Annotated in this window: 19 protein-coding genes; 18 read left to right on the top strand and 1 reads right to left on the bottom strand. The window is 41.7% G+C overall.

What is annotated here, in order from left to right; all coding sequences use genetic code 11:
- The first annotated feature begins 36 nt into the window (after positions 1-36).
- The gene (gene ypjB / locus NSQ70_RS10200) at positions 37-843 is read left to right on the top strand and encodes a sporulation protein YpjB (RefSeq protein ID WP_008344572.1); all 807 of its coding nucleotides are present in this window, start codon (positions 37-39) and stop codon (positions 841-843) included.
- Between the two features lie 31 nt (positions 844-874).
- Here ypjB and NSQ70_RS10195 read toward each other — a convergent pair whose 3' ends face one another.
- The gene (locus tag NSQ70_RS10195) at positions 875-1,747 is read right to left on the bottom strand and encodes a YitT family protein (protein ID WP_003215598.1); all 873 of its coding nucleotides are present in this window, start codon (positions 1,745-1,747) and stop codon (positions 875-877) included.
- A 137-nt stretch (positions 1,748-1,884) separates the two neighbouring features.
- Between NSQ70_RS10195 and NSQ70_RS10190 the strand changes: the two genes are divergently transcribed.
- The 17 genes from NSQ70_RS10190 to NSQ70_RS10110 all read left to right on the top strand — a co-directional run bounded on the left by NSQ70_RS10190 (position 1,885) and on the right by NSQ70_RS10110 (position 16,839).
- A complete protein-coding gene (locus NSQ70_RS10190; protein WP_008344575.1) occupies positions 1,885-2,220 on the top strand; it encodes a nucleotide pyrophosphohydrolase in 336 nt (111 codons plus the stop codon).
- A gap of 5 nt (positions 2,221-2,225) precedes the next feature.
- Positions 2,226-3,029, top strand: a complete 804-nt coding sequence (gene dapB / locus NSQ70_RS10185; protein ID WP_017359745.1) for a 4-hydroxy-tetrahydrodipicolinate reductase — start codon at positions 2,226-2,228, stop codon at positions 3,027-3,029.
- A gap of 17 nt (positions 3,030-3,046) precedes the next feature.
- Complete coding sequence (gene mgsA / locus NSQ70_RS10180) at positions 3,047-3,466, top strand: methylglyoxal synthase (RefSeq protein ID WP_035702930.1); 420 nt, start codon at positions 3,047-3,049, stop codon at positions 3,464-3,466.
- Entirely contained in the window at positions 3,453-4,157 is a 705-nt protein-coding gene (gene bshB1, locus NSQ70_RS10175; RefSeq protein WP_024718519.1) for a bacillithiol biosynthesis deacetylase BshB1, read from the top strand. The genes mgsA and bshB1 overlap by 14 nt, the downstream gene beginning before the upstream one ends.
- A gap of 2 nt (positions 4,158-4,159) precedes the next feature.
- A complete protein-coding gene (gene bshA, locus NSQ70_RS10170) occupies positions 4,160-5,305 on the top strand; it encodes an N-acetyl-alpha-D-glucosaminyl L-malate synthase BshA (protein ID WP_024718520.1) in 1,146 nt (381 codons plus the stop codon).
- Positions 5,298-6,500: a CCA tRNA nucleotidyltransferase gene (locus NSQ70_RS10165; protein ID WP_047945931.1), complete on the top strand. Its 1,203-nt coding sequence runs from the start codon at positions 5,298-5,300 to the stop codon at positions 6,498-6,500. Before bshA ends, NSQ70_RS10165 begins: the two co-directional genes overlap by 8 nt.
- A complete protein-coding gene (locus NSQ70_RS10160) occupies positions 6,473-7,456 on the top strand; it encodes a biotin--[acetyl-CoA-carboxylase] ligase (protein WP_203143392.1) in 984 nt (327 codons plus the stop codon). The genes NSQ70_RS10165 and NSQ70_RS10160 overlap by 28 nt, the downstream gene beginning before the upstream one ends.
- 199 nt (positions 7,457-7,655) lie before the next feature.
- Entirely contained in the window at positions 7,656-8,495 is an 840-nt protein-coding gene (gene panB, locus NSQ70_RS10155; protein ID WP_008344587.1) for a 3-methyl-2-oxobutanoate hydroxymethyltransferase, read from the top strand.
- A complete protein-coding gene (gene panC, locus NSQ70_RS10150) occupies positions 8,492-9,358 on the top strand; it encodes a pantoate--beta-alanine ligase (RefSeq protein WP_251211229.1) in 867 nt (288 codons plus the stop codon). Before panB ends, panC begins: the two co-directional genes overlap by 4 nt.
- Entirely contained in the window at positions 9,351-9,734 is a 384-nt protein-coding gene (panD, locus tag NSQ70_RS10145; RefSeq protein ID WP_017359738.1) for an aspartate 1-decarboxylase, read from the top strand. The genes panC and panD overlap by 8 nt, the downstream gene beginning before the upstream one ends.
- Before the next feature lie 115 nt (positions 9,735-9,849).
- The gene (gene dinG, locus NSQ70_RS10140) at positions 9,850-12,642 is read left to right on the top strand and encodes an ATP-dependent DNA helicase DinG (RefSeq protein WP_285527046.1); all 2,793 of its coding nucleotides are present in this window, start codon (positions 9,850-9,852) and stop codon (positions 12,640-12,642) included.
- 132 nt (positions 12,643-12,774) lie between these two features.
- Entirely contained in the window at positions 12,775-12,945 is a 171-nt protein-coding gene (locus NSQ70_RS10135) for a YpmA family protein (protein ID WP_008344594.1), read from the top strand.
- A gap of 12 nt (positions 12,946-12,957) precedes the next feature.
- The gene (gene tseB, locus NSQ70_RS10130) at positions 12,958-13,443 is read left to right on the top strand and encodes a cell wall elongation/penicillin-binding protein regulator TseB (RefSeq protein WP_024718524.1); all 486 of its coding nucleotides are present in this window, start codon (positions 12,958-12,960) and stop codon (positions 13,441-13,443) included.
- 115 nt (positions 13,444-13,558) lie between these two features.
- Positions 13,559-14,851, top strand: a complete 1,293-nt coding sequence (gene asnS, locus NSQ70_RS10125) for an asparagine--tRNA ligase (RefSeq protein WP_024718525.1) — start codon at positions 13,559-13,561, stop codon at positions 14,849-14,851.
- Positions 14,852-14,948: 97 nt separating this feature from the next.
- Positions 14,949-15,653 carry a DnaD domain-containing protein gene (locus tag NSQ70_RS10120; RefSeq protein WP_007500879.1) on the top strand — a complete coding sequence of 235 codons (705 nt, stop codon included), beginning with the start codon at positions 14,949-14,951 and terminating at the stop codon, positions 15,651-15,653.
- Positions 15,654-15,670: 17 nt separating this feature from the next.
- On the top strand, positions 15,671-16,333 hold the full coding sequence (gene nth, locus NSQ70_RS10115; protein ID WP_008344602.1) for an endonuclease III: 663 nt from the start codon (positions 15,671-15,673) through the stop codon (positions 16,331-16,333).
- Complete coding sequence (locus NSQ70_RS10110) at positions 16,330-16,839, top strand: YpoC family protein (protein ID WP_342502139.1); 510 nt, start codon at positions 16,330-16,332, stop codon at positions 16,837-16,839. The genes nth and NSQ70_RS10110 overlap by 4 nt, the downstream gene beginning before the upstream one ends.
- Positions 16,840-16,867 lie beyond the last annotated feature (28 nt).

Raw genomic sequence — 16,867 nt, 5'->3', positions numbered from 1 at the left:
CATACGCTGTATGGAGAAAGGCTAGGAGGGACTTGCATGAAACGAAAGTCAATCGCGATGATTCTATTATTATTTCTCGTCTTGCATCCAGCTGCTGCAAAAGGTGAGGAAACAACAGCTGCTAAAGCGCTGCAAGAATTAACGGAACTATCAGATTCAATCTTTCAATTAACGAGACAAGCTAAATATGATGAGGCATTACAAGTCGCATTATATGCTGAAAAGACATTTAAAGCTGAGAATTGGCGTGGAACTCTGACGAATACGCAGGTTCGGCAAATTACACTTGGCTATCAAGATATCATTAAAGGACTCCCGCAGGAAGACTTAAATGAGCGCGAAAAACTTCGGTATGCCTCTCAGTTTAGAATGCTTCTTGATGCGATACAATCAAATTCGGAACCTCTTTGGGGTTCGCTCGAGAAGCCGATTATGGGGTCTTTTCCGACATTAAAGAAAGAAGTAAAAGATCCAGAATCGACGACGTTCTATGAAACTTGGAATGAGCTGGTTTCATTGTATGATATGATTTATCCGAGTTTAACCATTGATATCTCGCCTGAAAAGCTGCAGACAATTAAGCAGCACATGGAAGTAATTGAACAAGGTGAATTTTTAAAAGCATCGAGTGGGACAAAGCTTGAGCGTCTCACGAAACTTGAAGAAGATTTATCAAGTGTGTTTGCGAACGTTGATCAAGATGAAGCGGATCCATCGCTTTTATGGGTCATCTTAACAACAGGAAGTATGATTTTACTCACTCTAACGTATGTTGGGTTTAGGAAATACCGTGCTGAAAAAGAAAAAAAGCAAAAGCGACAAGCCGATTATCCAAAATCATAAAAAAAGAAGCACCGTTATCGGGCTTCTTTTTTTAGTGGGGATTGAGCGGCTTTTTATGTTCATCTAATGTGAAGCCTTCACCAAGTACGTCATGCACGTCACTCACTGATACAAAGGCATGAGGATCGACGGAAGTTACGACGCTCTTGAGGTGGACAAGCTCATTTTTTGGAACGACGCAGTAAAGGACGTTGCGTTCCTGTTTCGTATAGGAGCCGACACCCTTTAAAATGGTCACTCCGCGCTCCATTTCCTCTGTGATTTTCTTTTGAATGATGTCATCCTTTTCAGAAATAATCATCGCTCCTTTGGCAGCGTAAGCGCCTTCTTGCATGAAGTCGATGACTTTTGCAGCAACAAATACGGCAACAAGTGTATACATGGCTTCTTTGTAATTTAAATAGGTGAGAGAGATGGTAATGACGCATGCGTCGAAGATAAACATCGTTCTTCCCATTGCGACTTGATAATGTTTGTTGATCAGTCTTGCAATAATGTCCACGCCGCCTGTTGTCCCGCCGAATTTAAAGATGATTCCGAGGCCTGTTCCGATAAATACACCTGCAAAGAGTGCGGCTAAGGCTAAATCGTGCTGAAGAGGCATATGTATTTGAAAGCGCTGGAAGATGGCTAGAAAGACAGAAAGACTGACGGTTCCGACAATTGTATATGTAAACATGGTTCTGCCAAGCATTTTCCAGCCGATAAAAAAGATCGGAATGTTTAAAACAAGGTTTGAAATAGATGGGTCAATGTGAAATAGAAAATATAAAAGCAGTGTGATACCTGTAAATCCGCCTTCCGCCAAGTTGTTCTGCATATTAAAATGAACAAGGCCGAAAGAAAAAATCGCAGATCCTATTAAAATAAATACGATATTTTTAAGACGAATTTCTTTTAGCAAAAGATCACTCCTTTTTTTGCTTAGACAGCGATAATATTATATGGTATGGAAGAGAAACAAGCAAACTGAGTTTTAAACATTTGTCAAATATTTATGATTTCGCTAACATGTAAGAGATGGATAGGAGGATGAGCTTCATGACGAATGAAAAAACGCTGCGTCACGTGCAGCAAGAAGTCGATGATTACATAGGACAATTTAAAGAAGGCTATTTCAGCCCGCTTGCCATGATGGCCCGTCTGACAGAAGAATTAGGTGAGCTGGCAAGAGAGGTCAACCATTACTATGGAGAAAAGCCGAAAAAAACAACAGAAACAGAAAAAAGCATGGAAGAAGAAATTGGCGATGTGCTGTTTGTGTTAACATGCCTTGCCAATTCACTCAATATATCACTTGAAGAAGCCCATGATCGTGTGATGCATAAATTCAATACAAGAGACAAAGACCGCTGGACAAAAAAAGAAGGGAAGTAGAGAAGATGACGAATCAAACCATCAAAGTTGTAATCGCTGGAGCAAGAGGAAGAATGGGGATAGAGGCTGTCAAGCTGGCAGAAGAAACAAGCCATTTTGAACTAGTAGCAGCACTTGATCACACACATGAGGGGAAGAAGCTATCAGATGTGCTTCATACAACATCTGATGCGCCCATTTATACGGATATTGACGTGTGTCTTTCAGAAACAGCACCGGATGTATTAATTGATTTGACGACCCCAGAAATCGGGAAAGTACATACAAAAAAAGCCCTTGAACATGGCGTGCGTCCAGTCGTAGGCACAACAGGTTTTTCAGAAGACGACCTAAAAGAACTTCAGCAATTAACAGAAGAAAAAGGGATAGGCTGTATTATTGCGCCTAACTTTGCTGTTGGTGCTGTTTTAATGATGAAGTTTGCCAAAATGGCAGCAAATTATTTTCCTGATGTTGAAATCATTGAGCTTCATCATGATAAAAAATTGGACGCTCCGAGCGGTACAGGACTAAAAACGGCTGAAATGATTGCTGAAGTAAGAGAAAGCAAAAAGCAGGGGCACCCTGAAGAAAAAGAACTAATCGAAGGTGCTCGAGGAGCAGATTATGATGGCATCCGTCTTCACAGCGTAAGGCTTCCAGGCATGATTGCTCATCAAGAAGTGCTGTTTGGAATGGACGGGCAGACGCTCACGATTCGTCATGATTCTTATAACCGTGCATCCTTTATGTCAGGTGTGAAGCTTTCTGTTGAACAGGTGATGCATATTGATCAACTCGTCTATGGCTTAGAAAATATTATCGACTAATAAGGAGTGGATCCCTGATGAACATTGCTTTAATCGCTCACGATAAGAAAAAAAGTGACATGATTCAATTCGCCATTGCGTATCGAGATCTTTTGGCAGATCATACACTTTATGCAACAGGAACCACAGGTTTAAGAGTGAAAGAAGCGACTGGGCTGCCCATTCATCGTTTCCAATCAGGACCACTTGGAGGAGATCAGCAGATCGGTGCTATGATTGCTGATAATGCAATGGATCTTGTGCTCTTTTTTAGAGACCCTCTCACTGCACAGCCGCATGAACCGGATGTATCTGCACTCATCCGGCTTTGCGATGTGTATGCCATCCCATTAGCAACCAATATGGGGACCGCCGAAATTTTAGTCAGGAATTTAAATAAAGGTACGTTTGATTTTCGAGATGTAGCAAAAAACGGAGGAACGCATGAAACCACTTGATATCCTTGCATTCGGTGCCCATAGCGATGATGTAGAGATCGGTATGGGTGGAACGATTGCAAAATACGTAAAAAAAGGGGCACGTGTTGGGATTTGTGACTTGACTCAGGCTGAATTATCTTCAAATGGAACGGTTGAAAGCCGAAAAGAAGAGGCCAGAGCAGCCGCTGCCATTTTAGGCGTCACGACTCGAATCCAGCTCACGCTGCCAGATAGAGGACTTTATCTGAATGACGAAGCGATGAAAGAAATTGCAGGTGTCATCCGAACATACAAACCGAGACTTATTTTTGCCCCGCACCACCAAGATCGGCATCCTGATCATGGTCATGCGGGTTCACTTGTAGAAGAGGCCGCTTTTTCTGCAGGTATACATAAATTTGAAGATTCATACAAGCAGCCAGCGCATAAAATAAGCCAGATGTATTATTACATGATTAATGGCCACCATCGTCCAGATTTTGTGATCGATATTTCAGACGAGATGAAGCAAAAAATTGATAGCTTACATGCGTATAAAAGCCAATTTGTCAAAACAGAGAGTTCAGTGGAGACACCGCTTGTAAATGGTTATATCGATTTTGTCAAAATGAGAGAGTCGATGTATGGAAGGGAAGTCAATAAACCTTTTGCAGAAGGGTTTTTGACAAAGAAGCCACTTTTGATGGACGATGACTTACTTGGGGGGTAATTATGAAAAAATTGAAGATCGGAATCACTTGTTATCCGAGTGTTGGCGGTTCGGGCATTATTGCCACAGAGCTTGGAAAACGTTTAGCTGAAAAAGGGCACGATGTTCATTTCATTACCTCAAGTATTCCGTTTAGACTCAATAAAGTGTATCCGAATATCTATTTTCATGAGGTGGATGTCACTCAATATGCTGTGTTTCAATATCCGCCTTATGACCTTGCACTGGCAAGTAAACTCGCAGAAGTCGCAAAACGAGAGAAGCTTGATATTATTCATGCGCATTATGCGGTCCCTCACGCTGTCTGTGCGTTCTTAGCCAAACAAATGACTGGACAGTCTGTCAAAGTCGTCACCACCCTTCACGGGACGGATATTACGGTTTTAGGCTATGATCCATCTTTAAAGGAAGTTATCCGGTTTGCGATCGAATCATCTGACCGCGTAACGGCTGTATCACATTCATTAGCTGCGCAGACATACGATCTGATTAAACCGAATAAAAAAATTGATACGATCCATAATTTCGTCGATGAGCGTGTATATTTGCGTGAAGATCACGAAGTGCTGAAGACGCATTATGGTCTTCTGCAGGATGAGAAGGTCGTCATCCATGTATCAAATTTCCGTAAAGTGAAGCGGGTGCATGACGTAATCCATGTGTTTAAACAGATTTCTGAACAGGTGAATGCAAAACTGCTACTGATTGGGGACGGACCTGAAAAATCGGTTGTTTGCGAGCTTGTGAAAAAGCTTGGATTAACGGACCGCGTGTTATTTTTAGGAAAGCAAGAGAAGGTGGAGGAGCTCTATTCGATTAGTGATTTGAAGCTGCTGCTTTCTGAGAAAGAGAGTTTTGGTCTTGTACTACTTGAAGCAATGGCATGCGGAGTACCTTGTATAGGAACAGACGTTGGAGGAATTCCAGAGGTGATTGCACATGGAGAGACAGGATTCCTTGTTCCGCTTGGTGATGTAGATGGAGCAGCAAAACATGCCATCTCTATTCTGAAAGACAATGCGCTCCATAAGCAAATATCGATGGCAGCCAAGTCTAGTGTTGAAGCCAATTTCTCTTCTGACAAAATTGTGAGAGAGTATGAAGAGCTTTACTTAGAATTGATCGAAGGTGATGTTGAAGATGAATGAACCATTCACACATGCGATCCCTATTTTACATACACTGCATGAACATGGGTATCAAGCTTATTTTGTCGGCGGTGCGGTGAGAGATGTCCTTTTAGGCAGGGAAATTGGGGATATCGATATTGCGACAGATGCCACACCTGATGTGGTGGAGTCTTTATTTGATAAAACAGTAGATGTCGGCAAAGAGCATGGCACTGTTATTGTGTTACTTGACGGGGTCAGCTATGAGGTCACTACGTTTCGGACTGAATCAGAATATGAAGACTTTCGCCGGCCTAAAGAAGTGGCGTTTATTTCATCACTAAAAGAAGATCTTTTAAGAAGAGATTTAACGATCAATGCAGTGGCCATGGATATTCATGGTGACATCATTGACCATGTGGGCGGCAAGCGGGATATGAAGCGGAGACGAATTCAAACGGTTGGAGATCCTGCATGCCGCTTTCAAGAAGATGCGCTTCGGATGATGAGAGCGGTGCGGTTTTTAAGCCAGCTCGGGTTTGAGCTTTCTAAAGAGACGGAAGAAGCAATGAAAAAAGATAAACATCTGCTTGCTAATATATCTGTTGAACGCAAAAAAATCGAAATGGAAAAACTTTTAAAAGGACGCTACTGTGAGCAAGCCATCAAGGTGCTCATCTCCACCAAATTGTATGAAGAATTGCCCGGCCTCAAAAAGGATCAGCTGAATGAAACGTTCCAAGCTTTCCCGTATTATTTATTGGATGGGTTAGATGAGGTGTGGGGAGCCTTTATCCATTTACTTGGTCTAGATGAGGCGGAGGCGGTGTCCTTTTTAAAAGAATGGAAGTTATCAACGAAACTTTTAAAAGAAGCCGTTGCCATTAGCAAATATGTTGATTGTGACTGGGATGCGGAAAAAATGTTTGAAGCTGGTGAACATGTCCTGCTTTCTAGTATGAAAATCACGCAGCTCAAACATGAGCGCCGCATTTTCTTTGATGAGCTGGAGGCGGCGAAACGTTCATATGATGCGTTGCCGATTAAACAGCTTCAAGACCTTGCAGTGTCAGGAAAAGATTTAATGGCCTTTCGGCAAAAGCCAGCTGGTAAATGGATTGCAGAAGAGCTTTCTTCTGTAAAAAAAGCCGTTTTGCAAAACCAGCTTGAAAACCGAAAAGAAGCCATAGAGGAGTGGCTCATAGCGTGCGATCAGCGATTAGAAAACGATTAATTGAACTATTTACAGCATCTGAGCAAGATTTTGTCTCAAGCCAGCAAATATGTGATGAGCTTGGCTGCTCCCGAACGGCAGTATGGAAGCATATAGAGGATTTGCGAAAAGAGGGATATGAGGTCGAAGCGGTCAGAAGAAAAGGATACCGGCTGCTTCGTAAACCGGACAAAATTAGTGAAGACGAAATTCTGTTTGGTTTGGAAACAGAGCTGTTTGGCAGGCATATTTATTTTCAAGAAGAAGTCACCTCAACTCAGCTCATTGCCCATGACCTCGTCAATAAAGGAGCCCCGCACGGCTCGCTTGTTGTCAGTGATCATCAGACAAACGGAAAAGGCCGCCTTCAAAGAACGTGGCATTCACCAAATGGGACAGGCATTTGGATGAGTTTGATTCTCCGGCCGGAAATACCGCTGCACAAAGCGCCGCAAATGACGCTTTTAGCATCTGTCGCCATCGCTGAAGCCATAGCGCAGCAAACGGGTCTCAGTCCATCAATCAAATGGCCAAACGATATTTTGCTAAACGGAAAAAAGGTCGTTGGTATTTTGACTGAATTAAAAGCAGAAGCTGACCAAGTTCACGCAGTCATTATTGGTCCAGGCATTAACGTGAATCAGACGGCAAATGATTTTCCTGAAGAATTAAAGGATGTTGCGACGAGTTTGCAAATGGAGCTGGGTGAAAAGGTAGACAGAGCGGCATTGATTCAAACCATCATGTCCACCTTTGAAAAAAGGTATGATGAATATATGACTTATGGTTTTGCTCCGATCAAACAATTATGGGAATCGTATGCGATGACCATTGGAAAGCGTATCATCGCACGCACCGTCAATGGACAATATGCTGGAACGGCGCTTGGGATTAATGATGAAGGGGTCCTCTTACTCGAAACGGAGGGCGGAATCCAAAACATCTACTCCGCTGACATCGAGATCAAGTCAACTTAAGTGGAACACCCGGCACATTTTTGATATACTTCGTGTGGGCAGTATCTGAAAAAGAACTGTACCTGTTAGGAAGAAAAATTCGATAAATTTCTGCCTTGATCCTAAGGGACTTGGACAGAGGGATGATTCGTCTGCACATGAGAGATAAAAGCGTGTGAGATCAGACAAGCCATCTCCTCTCCAGAATGAGGAGGAACAAATGAAGACAAAGTTAGATTTTTTCAAAATGAAAGAACAAAACGAACCTATTGTGATGCTGACAGCATACGACTATCCAGCTGCAAAGCAAGCGGAAAAAGCGGAAGTCGACATGATCTTAGTTGGTGACTCACTTGGGATGGTTGTCCTTGGACTTGATTCCACAGTGCAAGTGACGATGGATGATATGATTCATCACACAAAAGCAGTCAAAAGAGGCGCAAAAGACACATTTGTTGTGACGGATATGCCATTTATGTCTTATCATTATTCATTAGAAGAAACGATGAAAAATGCAGCACGCATTATGCAAGAAAGCGGTGCTGATGCCTTAAAGCTTGAAGGTGGAGACGGAGTATTTGAATCCATCCAAGCACTTACAAGAGGCGGTATTCCTGTTGTAAGCCATTTAGGGCTCACCCCCCAATCAGTCGGTGTCCTTGGCGGCTATAAAGTGCAAGGAAAAGACAAAGAGAGTGCACAGAAATTGATTGAAGATAGTCTGAAATGTGAGGAAGCAGGCGCCATCGCTCTTGTGTTAGAGTGTGTACCTGGTGAACTGACAAAACGGATTACTGACATGCTAAAGATTCCTGTGATCGGAATTGGGGCAGGGGCTGAAGCAGATGGACAAGTTCTTGTTTACCATGATGTGGTAGGGTACGGCGTGTCTAGAACACCTAAATTTGTGAAACAATACGCGCAAATCGATGCTGTATTAGAAGAAGCGCTCATACAATATACAAAAGAAGTAAAAGCACGCACATTCCCAGAGGATGCTCATACCTTTCATATGAAAGAAGAAGTCCTTGATGGTTTATATGGGGGGATCAAGGAATGAAGGTTGTCTCCCATATTCATGAATTAAAAGAAATGATCAAGCAGCATCAAAAGAAGCAGCATTCCATTGGATTTGTCCCTACAATGGGTTTCCTTCATGAAGGACATCTTACGCTTGCAAAAGAAGCAAGAGATCAAAATGACATTGTGGTGATGAGCATCTTTGTTAATCCATTGCAATTTGGACCGAATGAAGACTTTGAATCCTATCCAAGAGATATGAAAAGAGACCAGCGTCTTGCCGAAGAAACTGGAGTAGATATATTATTTACACCTGATGTGAAGGAAATGTACAAAGATGAGCCATCGATTACGATGACTGTCCAAAAGCGTACAGACGTCTTATGCGGGAAGAAACGCCCAGGACACTTTGACGGCGTTGTCACGGTGCTGACAAAGCTGTTTCACCTTGTCGCACCAACCAATGTATACTTTGGGCTAAAGGATGCACAGCAAGTCGCTGTTATCGATGCGATGATCAAGGATTTCTTTTTTGATCTTCACCTTGTGTCTGTTCCTACTGTTCGAGAAGAAGACGGTTTAGCGAAAAGTTCAAGGAACGTGTATCTGTCTGAAACAGAAAGGCAAGAAGCACCTGCTTTATACCGGGCATTAAAAAAAGGACAGACAGCTGTAGAAAATGGTGAACATGATGTAAATCGTATTTATCAATTAGTGGAAGAGGAGATTCTTCAAACGAGTGGAGAAATCGATTATATTGACATTTACTCCTACCCAGAGCTTGAACCTCTTCAGCACTTAACGGGCCAAGTGATCATTGCCACTGCTGTGAAGTTCTCCCGGGCAAGACTGATTGATAATGTGATTTTCCAGGTTCCTGAAAGCGGTGAAAAGCATGTATAGAACTTTTATGACCTCGAAACTTCATAAAGCGACAGTGACTGAAGCAAACTTACACTATGTAGGTAGTATTACCATCGACGAAGATTTGCTTGATGCGGCAGGCATGATGGCAAATGAGAAAGTGCAAATTGTTAATAATCACAATGGTGCTAGACTTGAAACATATATCATCCCTGGAGAAAGAAAGAGCGGTGTCATTTGTTTAAATGGTGCGGCAGCAAGATTGGTTCAGCCAGGAGATGAAGTCATTATTATCGCTTATGGGATGTTGTCAGAGGAAGAAGCGAAATCGCACACACCTAAAGTGGTCGTGTTAAATAAACAAAATCAAATTGAACAAATGATTGGGCAAGAGCCTGCGAGAACGATTTTATAACGCACGCTCACATGGAAACAGAACAGTTTCATCATAAGGAAGCTGTTCTGTTTCAGCTATATTGCCCAGAGTGTGTTTCACTATGAGTGGAACGAGGAATTGAGGTGTCCATTTTATGACCGATCAAAGGTTTGTTGTCGTTGATATTGAAACCACCGGGAATTCACCAAAAAAAGGTGATAAAATCATTCAAATTGCTGCGGTGGTCATTGAAAATGGACAAATTGTCGAACGGTATTCAAAATATGTGAACCCAGGGAAAACGATTCCTGGATTTATTGAACAGCTGACAGGTATTAAGCAGCACATGGTTGATGACGCGGTGTTTTTTGAGGACATTGCCCAAGAGGTGTATGATCTCATACAGGGCGCTTATTTTGTTGCGCACAATGTTCATTTTGATTTGAACTTTTTAAACGATGAACTAAAAGCATGCGGGAAAAATGAGCTGGATGTGCTAGCGATTGATACGGTTGAAATTTCTAGAATTCTTTATCCTGAGCTTGAAGGTTATAAGCTAACTGAATTAAGCGAAGAGCTCATGCTTCCACATGACCACCCGCACAGGGCGGATAGTGATGCGGAAGTTACTGCCATGTTATTTTTAACCTTATTACATCAATTAAGGAATACACCGCCAAATGTGTTAAAACAGCTGCGCAGATTATCCTCTTATCTTCTAAGTGATATAGGACTTTTAATTAAGCAGCTTGAAACCAATCACTCTAGTCAGGATGATTCGCTTGTAGAAGTAGGATCTTTTGCTGTGAAAGATGTGACCAATCCTATCACTGAATCGACATATGCAGTAGGCGCTGACGACGAGCAACTGTTTGAGGAGATAAAAGAGAAGCTTCCTCAAACATTAGAAGGCTATGAAGTAAGAGAAGGCCAGCTCACGATGATGAACAAAGTAAGAGATGCGTTCCATGAAAGAGCTTATGCGTTAATTGAAGCGGCGCCAGGAATCGGGAAAACACTCGCTTATCTTATACCAGCTGCTTTAGAAGCAAAGAAATCAGGAAAACCTGTCATTATCAGTACATATTCAATTTTACTGCAGCAGCAAATGCTTCAGCGTGATGTTCCGCTACTCAAGCAATTGCTCCCATTTGAGCCAGCCGCCTGTGTGTTTAAAGGGCGGGCACATTATATTTGTTTAGATAAGTTTGAGCATGTCCTGCATGAGGAAGATGATAACTATGATGTTGTCTTAACAAAAGCGCAAATTTTAATGTGGCTTCTTGTCACTGAAACAGGTGATTTGTCTGAACTGAATTTACCGTCAGGAGCTGCAAATATAAAAGACCGTATCTCTTGTGTGCACATGCCATTTACATCGAAAAAACGCCGTTTTAAAGAACATTGTTTTTATGAACGGGCTAAACGAAAGGCTCAAACCGCTGATTTAATTTTGACGAATCATCGTCTGCTTTTATCTCAAACGGAAGGAGCTTCTATCTTTCAACATGCAGATGTCTATGTGATTGATGAGGCCCACCAATTTGAAAAAACAGCCAATGAAACGCTAGGTGACAGTGCGTCTTATATCCAGCTTCATGCGAAATTAACGCAGCTTGGCTCTTTGCAAGGCGGGCTGCTTAAGAAATTGAAAAAGAGATTTCATGGGGCAGGTTTATCAACTGACACCTTTATTGAAATGGACGAGTATCTTCAGCAGCTTCAGATGGAAAGTGACGCATTTTTTAGTACCGTACATTCTTTTGTCAAAAGGACAAAACCAAAAGCGGACATCAATCGTCTCATTCATAGAGTCCGTCATCATTCAAAACATGCTCAGTGGGTCCGAATTAAAGAATCAGCGAGTAAGCTTTGTTCATTATTGATTGCTTGTGAGAAACTGTATGAGCAGCAAAAAAATGAGTTACTTCACAAAAGTGATCAGTTCATAGAACACTTTGCATTTGAAGCAGAAGAATACGATCAAGTGATGTCATTTATGCAGACATTCTGCAGTACGCTGTACCGGTTTATCTTTGAACCAAACAATGATGAAACAGTTTGGATTGAGATTGATGCAAAGGGTGCCAAGAATGCTGTCTTTATGCACGCGCAGCCGCTGGATACAGGGGAGCTGCTAGCTGATCGGTTCTTCATGAACAAAAAAAGCGTTGTCCTCACATCAGGGACGCTTACCATCAATCAACGCTTTGATTATTGCTTGGAACGATTTGGTCTGCAAGATTTTTACCCACACCTTGTCCAAATTGATTCACCTTTTGAACTTGAAAAACAGCTTAAGGTCGTTCTACCGGCTGACATGCCGCCGATCACAAACCGTGATGAACGCGAATATGTGAAGCAAGCTGCAACATATATTAAGATCATGGAAAAGCAGGATCAAGCGAAAATATTGGTGTTATTTAATTCACATGAGATGTTAAAAGCAGTGTATGAAGAGCTGAAATCAGAAGGTATGCAATCGGCCTTGTTTGCTCAAGGTTTGACAGGCGGGAGCCCTGTAAAATTGACAAAAATGTTCAAGTTGGCGAAGCAGGCCATCTTGCTAGGAACAGGGAGTTTCTGGGAAGGTGTGGATTTTCCTGGCTCAGAGCTAACGACTGTCATTATGGCAAGGCTTCCTTTCCGCCCGCCCGATTCACCGCTCATTGAAGCAAAATGCGAAGCGGCAAAAAAACAGGGGAAGAATCCGTTTAAAGCCGTCGCTCTCCCGGAAGCTGTGTTAACTTTTAAGCAAGGAGCCGGCCGCTTGCTGCGCTCGGAAAAAGACATCGGAACATTGCTGATTTTAGACCGCCGAGTGAAAACCGCTTCGTATGGAAAACTATTTTTAGAATCACTTCATCATGCGCCAGTTCACGAGATGTCCAAAGAGTCGCTTGAGGCGTATATAGAAAAGCTTAACAACGAAAAGCCGCTGTCATAAGCGGCCTTTCACTGGTGTGGGTTTGGAGTTAATTTATCGTAACGGCTTTTTATGTTCCGTTGTAAAAATAGTATCGGTTCTCACATTGAAAAGTATGACTAACAATATTTACGTACCGAGGAGGAATTAGAAGTGGAAAGTAAAATAGAGGTACTTTCAACTGTTCAAATTAAGCATTCAGAAGACCTATACAAAATCGTCGATTTGCTGAACAGAACGCTTAAAAGGGAAGATCTTATGTTTGGATTAGCATTAGATCAAGAAGATCAAAATCAAGCGATATTTACCATATATCGCACATAGGGGAAGCTTGACATGAAAAAAATAGTTTGGATTATTTCATCCATTGCTGCGCTCGTTTTACTCATTGGCATCATTAGCTTTTCGTGGATTTATCAAATTGCCATGGGTCAAAAAGAAGAAGGTCATGAGGCAGCGATTGAACGAGCAAAAAAGCAAGCATCATTAGCACAAGTAGAGCAAGTGGATACCTTTGTTGGGAAAGAAAAGCAATTTATTGTGGAAGGTAAAAACAAACAAAACGAAGCGGTCTATGTGTGGGTACCTGCCAGCAAAAAAGAAAAAGTCATTGCTAAAAAAGCAAAAGAAGGCATTACTTCAACCCAAGCAGTACAAGCCGTTCAAAAGGAGAACACCATTTCTAAGCTAAAAAATGTTCAATTAGCACGAGAAGGTGATGTCCTCCTTTGGGAAGTAACGTACTTAAATGAGAACAACCAATATAGTTTCAGCTATGTTGATTTTACGACAGGACGAGTGGAAAAAAATTTAACACCGTAGTTTCTTCTGTCTTGCGTTGACCATGCTGATTTAGAACGGTTATAATAAAATGTATGAAAAAGAATCACACCTATTTAACAAGGTGAGTTTCTTTCTGGCTTTGGAGGGAAATATGTTGAAAACAACTATTAATCAAGTGTTCAAACACGTCGATGAAGAAGTAACAATCGGCGCATGGATTGCCAATAAACGTTCAAGCGGAAAAATTGCATTCTTGCAGCTTCGCGACGGGACAGGCTTTATTCAAGGAGTCGTTGTAAAAGCAGAGGTGGAAGAGGAAGTCTTTAAGCTTGCGAAATCAGTGACACAAGAGACATCGGTCTATGTCACAGGACAAGTAACAAAAGACGAACGTTCACCACTTGGTTTTGAATTACAAGTGAAATCCATTGAAGTGATTCACGAAGCAACAGATTACCCAATTACACCAAAAGAACATGGAACAGAATTCTTAATGGATCACCGTCATTTATGGCTGCGTTCTAAAAAACAGCATGCCATTATGAAAATCCGTAATGAAATTATTCGTGCTACATATGAGTTTTTCCATCAAGAAGGCTTCGTGAAAGTGGATCCGCCAATCTTAACAGGAAGTGCTCCTGAAGGAACAACAGAGCTGTTTGCTACTAAATATTTTGATGAAGATGCATACCTTTCTCAAAGTGGACAGCTTTACATGGAAGCTGCTGCGATGGCACTCGGAAAAGTATTCTCATTCGGTCCAACATTTAGAGCAGAAAAATCGAAAACAAAACGTCATTTAATCGAGTTCTGGATGATCGAGCCTGAGATGGCATTTGTTGAATTTAATGAAAACCTTGAGTACCAAGAAAATTATGTGTCTCACGTTGTTCAAAGTGTACTTGAAAATTGTAAAGTAGAACTGCACACACTTGGCCGTGATACAGCAAAATTAGAAAACATCAAAGCACCATTCCCGCGCATCACATATGATGAAGCGATTAAATTCTTGCAGGATAAAGGATTTGATGACATCGAATGGGGAGATGATTTCGGTGCGCCGCATGAAACAGCGATCGCCGAAAGCTATGATAAACCAGTCTTTATCACTCATTACCCAACCTCATTAAAACCATTTTATATGCAGCCTGCACCAGACCGTGATGATGTCGTCCTTTGTGCAGATTTAATTGCGCCAGAAGGCTATGGAGAGATTATCGGCGGTTCTGAACGTGTTCATGATTTAGATCTGCTTGAAGCAAGACTAAAAGAACATGGGTTAGATCAAGAAACGTACAAATGGTACACAGAATTAAGACAGTATGGTTCTGTACCACATTCAGGTTTTGGTCTTGGACTTGAACGAACAGTTGCTTGGATTAGCGGAGCGCCGCATGTGCGTGAAACCATTCCATTCCCAAGATTATTAAACCGTTTATATCCTTAAGACGTGAAAGCCTCCAACATATGGAGGCTTTTTCAAACGTCTTAAGGGCAGCACGTATGAGAAAACGTGATATACTGAAAGTGAAGAGGTGTATCCGATGAAAAGGCAGCAATTTATAGATATGCAGAAAATGGGTTCGACCAGTTTGCCTAATTTGCTGATTGCCCATTATGAGCAGTTAGGACTGAATGAATCACAAATGATGGTCATGTTAAAGATTAAAATGAATGAAGAACAAGGCGTCTTTTTTCAGACATTTGAAGAGCTTTCACATGGTATGACCATTTCAGCCGAAGAATGTGCTTATATGGTGCAGTATTTGATTCAAAAAGGGTTTATTTCGATCCAGCCGTTTGAAGACAGGTCTGGTATTCAGCATGACCGGTACTCGGTAGAACCCTTATGGGGTGTGCTGTATGACTTTTTAGAAGCAAAACAGGCGAAAGACCTGCAAAAGAATCATGTGCAGGCTGAAAAATCTTTATATGCGCTATTTGAAGATGAGTTTGGCAGACCACTTTCTCCTCTTGAAGGGGAAACACTCTCGATCTGGATGGACCAAGACCATCATGATGCTGAAATGATTCGTCTTGCTCTAAGAGAAGCCGTTTTATCAGGGAAATTAAATTTTCGCTATATCGATCGAATATTGTTTGAGTGGAAAAAGAAAGGGCTGAAAACAGCAGAAGAAGCAAAAGAGCATAGCCAGCATTTCCGTTCGCAGCAAAAAGCCCCACCTTCAAAAGAAGAAACATCTTCATATAAAAGACAAGTTCCTTTTTATAATTGGCTGGAACAATAACCAATAAAGGAGAAGGCATGTTATCAAAAAAACAAATCAATGAATGTTTAGATATTATAGGGGATATGTTTCCAGAGGCTGAGTGTGAGCTTGTTCATTCCAATCCCTTTGAACTAGTGATTGCTGTCGCACTCTCAGCGCAATGTACAGATGTTTTAGTGAACAAAGTGACCAAACATCTATTTCAAAAATATAAAACACCAGAAGACTATTTAAGTGTGCCGCTTGAAGAGTTGCAGCAGGATATTCGTTCGATCGGTCTTTATCGTAATAAGGCAAAAAACATTCAAAAATTAAGCCAAATGCTGATTGAAGATTATGGCGGTGAAGTGCCAAGAGATCGAGATGAGCTAATCAAGCTCCCAGGGGTTGGACGGAAAACAGCAAATGTCGTTGTATCTGTCGCTTTTGGAATTCCCGCCATTGCAGTAGATACACATGTCGAGCGCGTCAGCAAACGACTTGGGATTTGCCGCTGGAAGGATTCTGTTCTTGAGGTAGAGCAAACCTTAATGAAGAAGGTGCCAAAAGAGGATTGGTCCGTGACCCATCATCGTCTCATCTTTTTCGGCAGATATCACTGTAAGGCGCAGCGGCCACAGTGTGAATCTTGTCCACTTCTTGATATGTGCAGAGAAGGGCAGAAGAGGCTGAAAAAAGGGCTGGTGAAGCTGGCATGAGCGGAGCAGCTGTTTTCACCTCATATGTCGAAAAGCTAAAAGAGAAAAAGGTAGAGATAAGCGGCGAAAAAAAGGATATATTAAGAATCAATCCACTCGCATTTGATCTATCTTCAGAACCTTTACTAGATGAGCAACCGTGGCAGAAAACGGAAGAATTTGTTCCTTTGATGTTTGATCTGTGGAATGAATTAAAAGACAACATGCTTCCTCGCTTTCAAACGAGAAAATCTCGGTGTGAAGAGGATGATATGCTGCAAGGCATTGTCAGTATGATTGCAATGTTTTACTGGATCAAAGGAAAGAAGCTTCAAACCATTGATTGGGAGGAAATTAAACAACAGACGTTTCCAGTAGCCCCCATTAACTGGACAGAACGATTAGAGTTTATTTTGCTTAAACCTACTCAATATCATTGCTTTATTCAATTGGACGAGTTATACACAGAGCTCAAAAAGCAGTATGGAAAATATGAAGCACTCAGAAAGTTAAAACAAAATCGTTAAAAAAGCACTTGCCACATAGGGCAAGTGC

The sequence above is a fragment of the Bacillus sp. FSL R5-0397 genome (genome assembly GCF_038593395.1).
GTDB classification, from domain to species: domain Bacteria; phylum Bacillota; class Bacilli; order Bacillales; family Bacillaceae; genus Bacillus; species Bacillus altitudinis.
The sequence above is the reverse complement of the archived record's forward strand: the minus strand, read 5'-3'. Positions and strand labels throughout refer to the sequence as shown.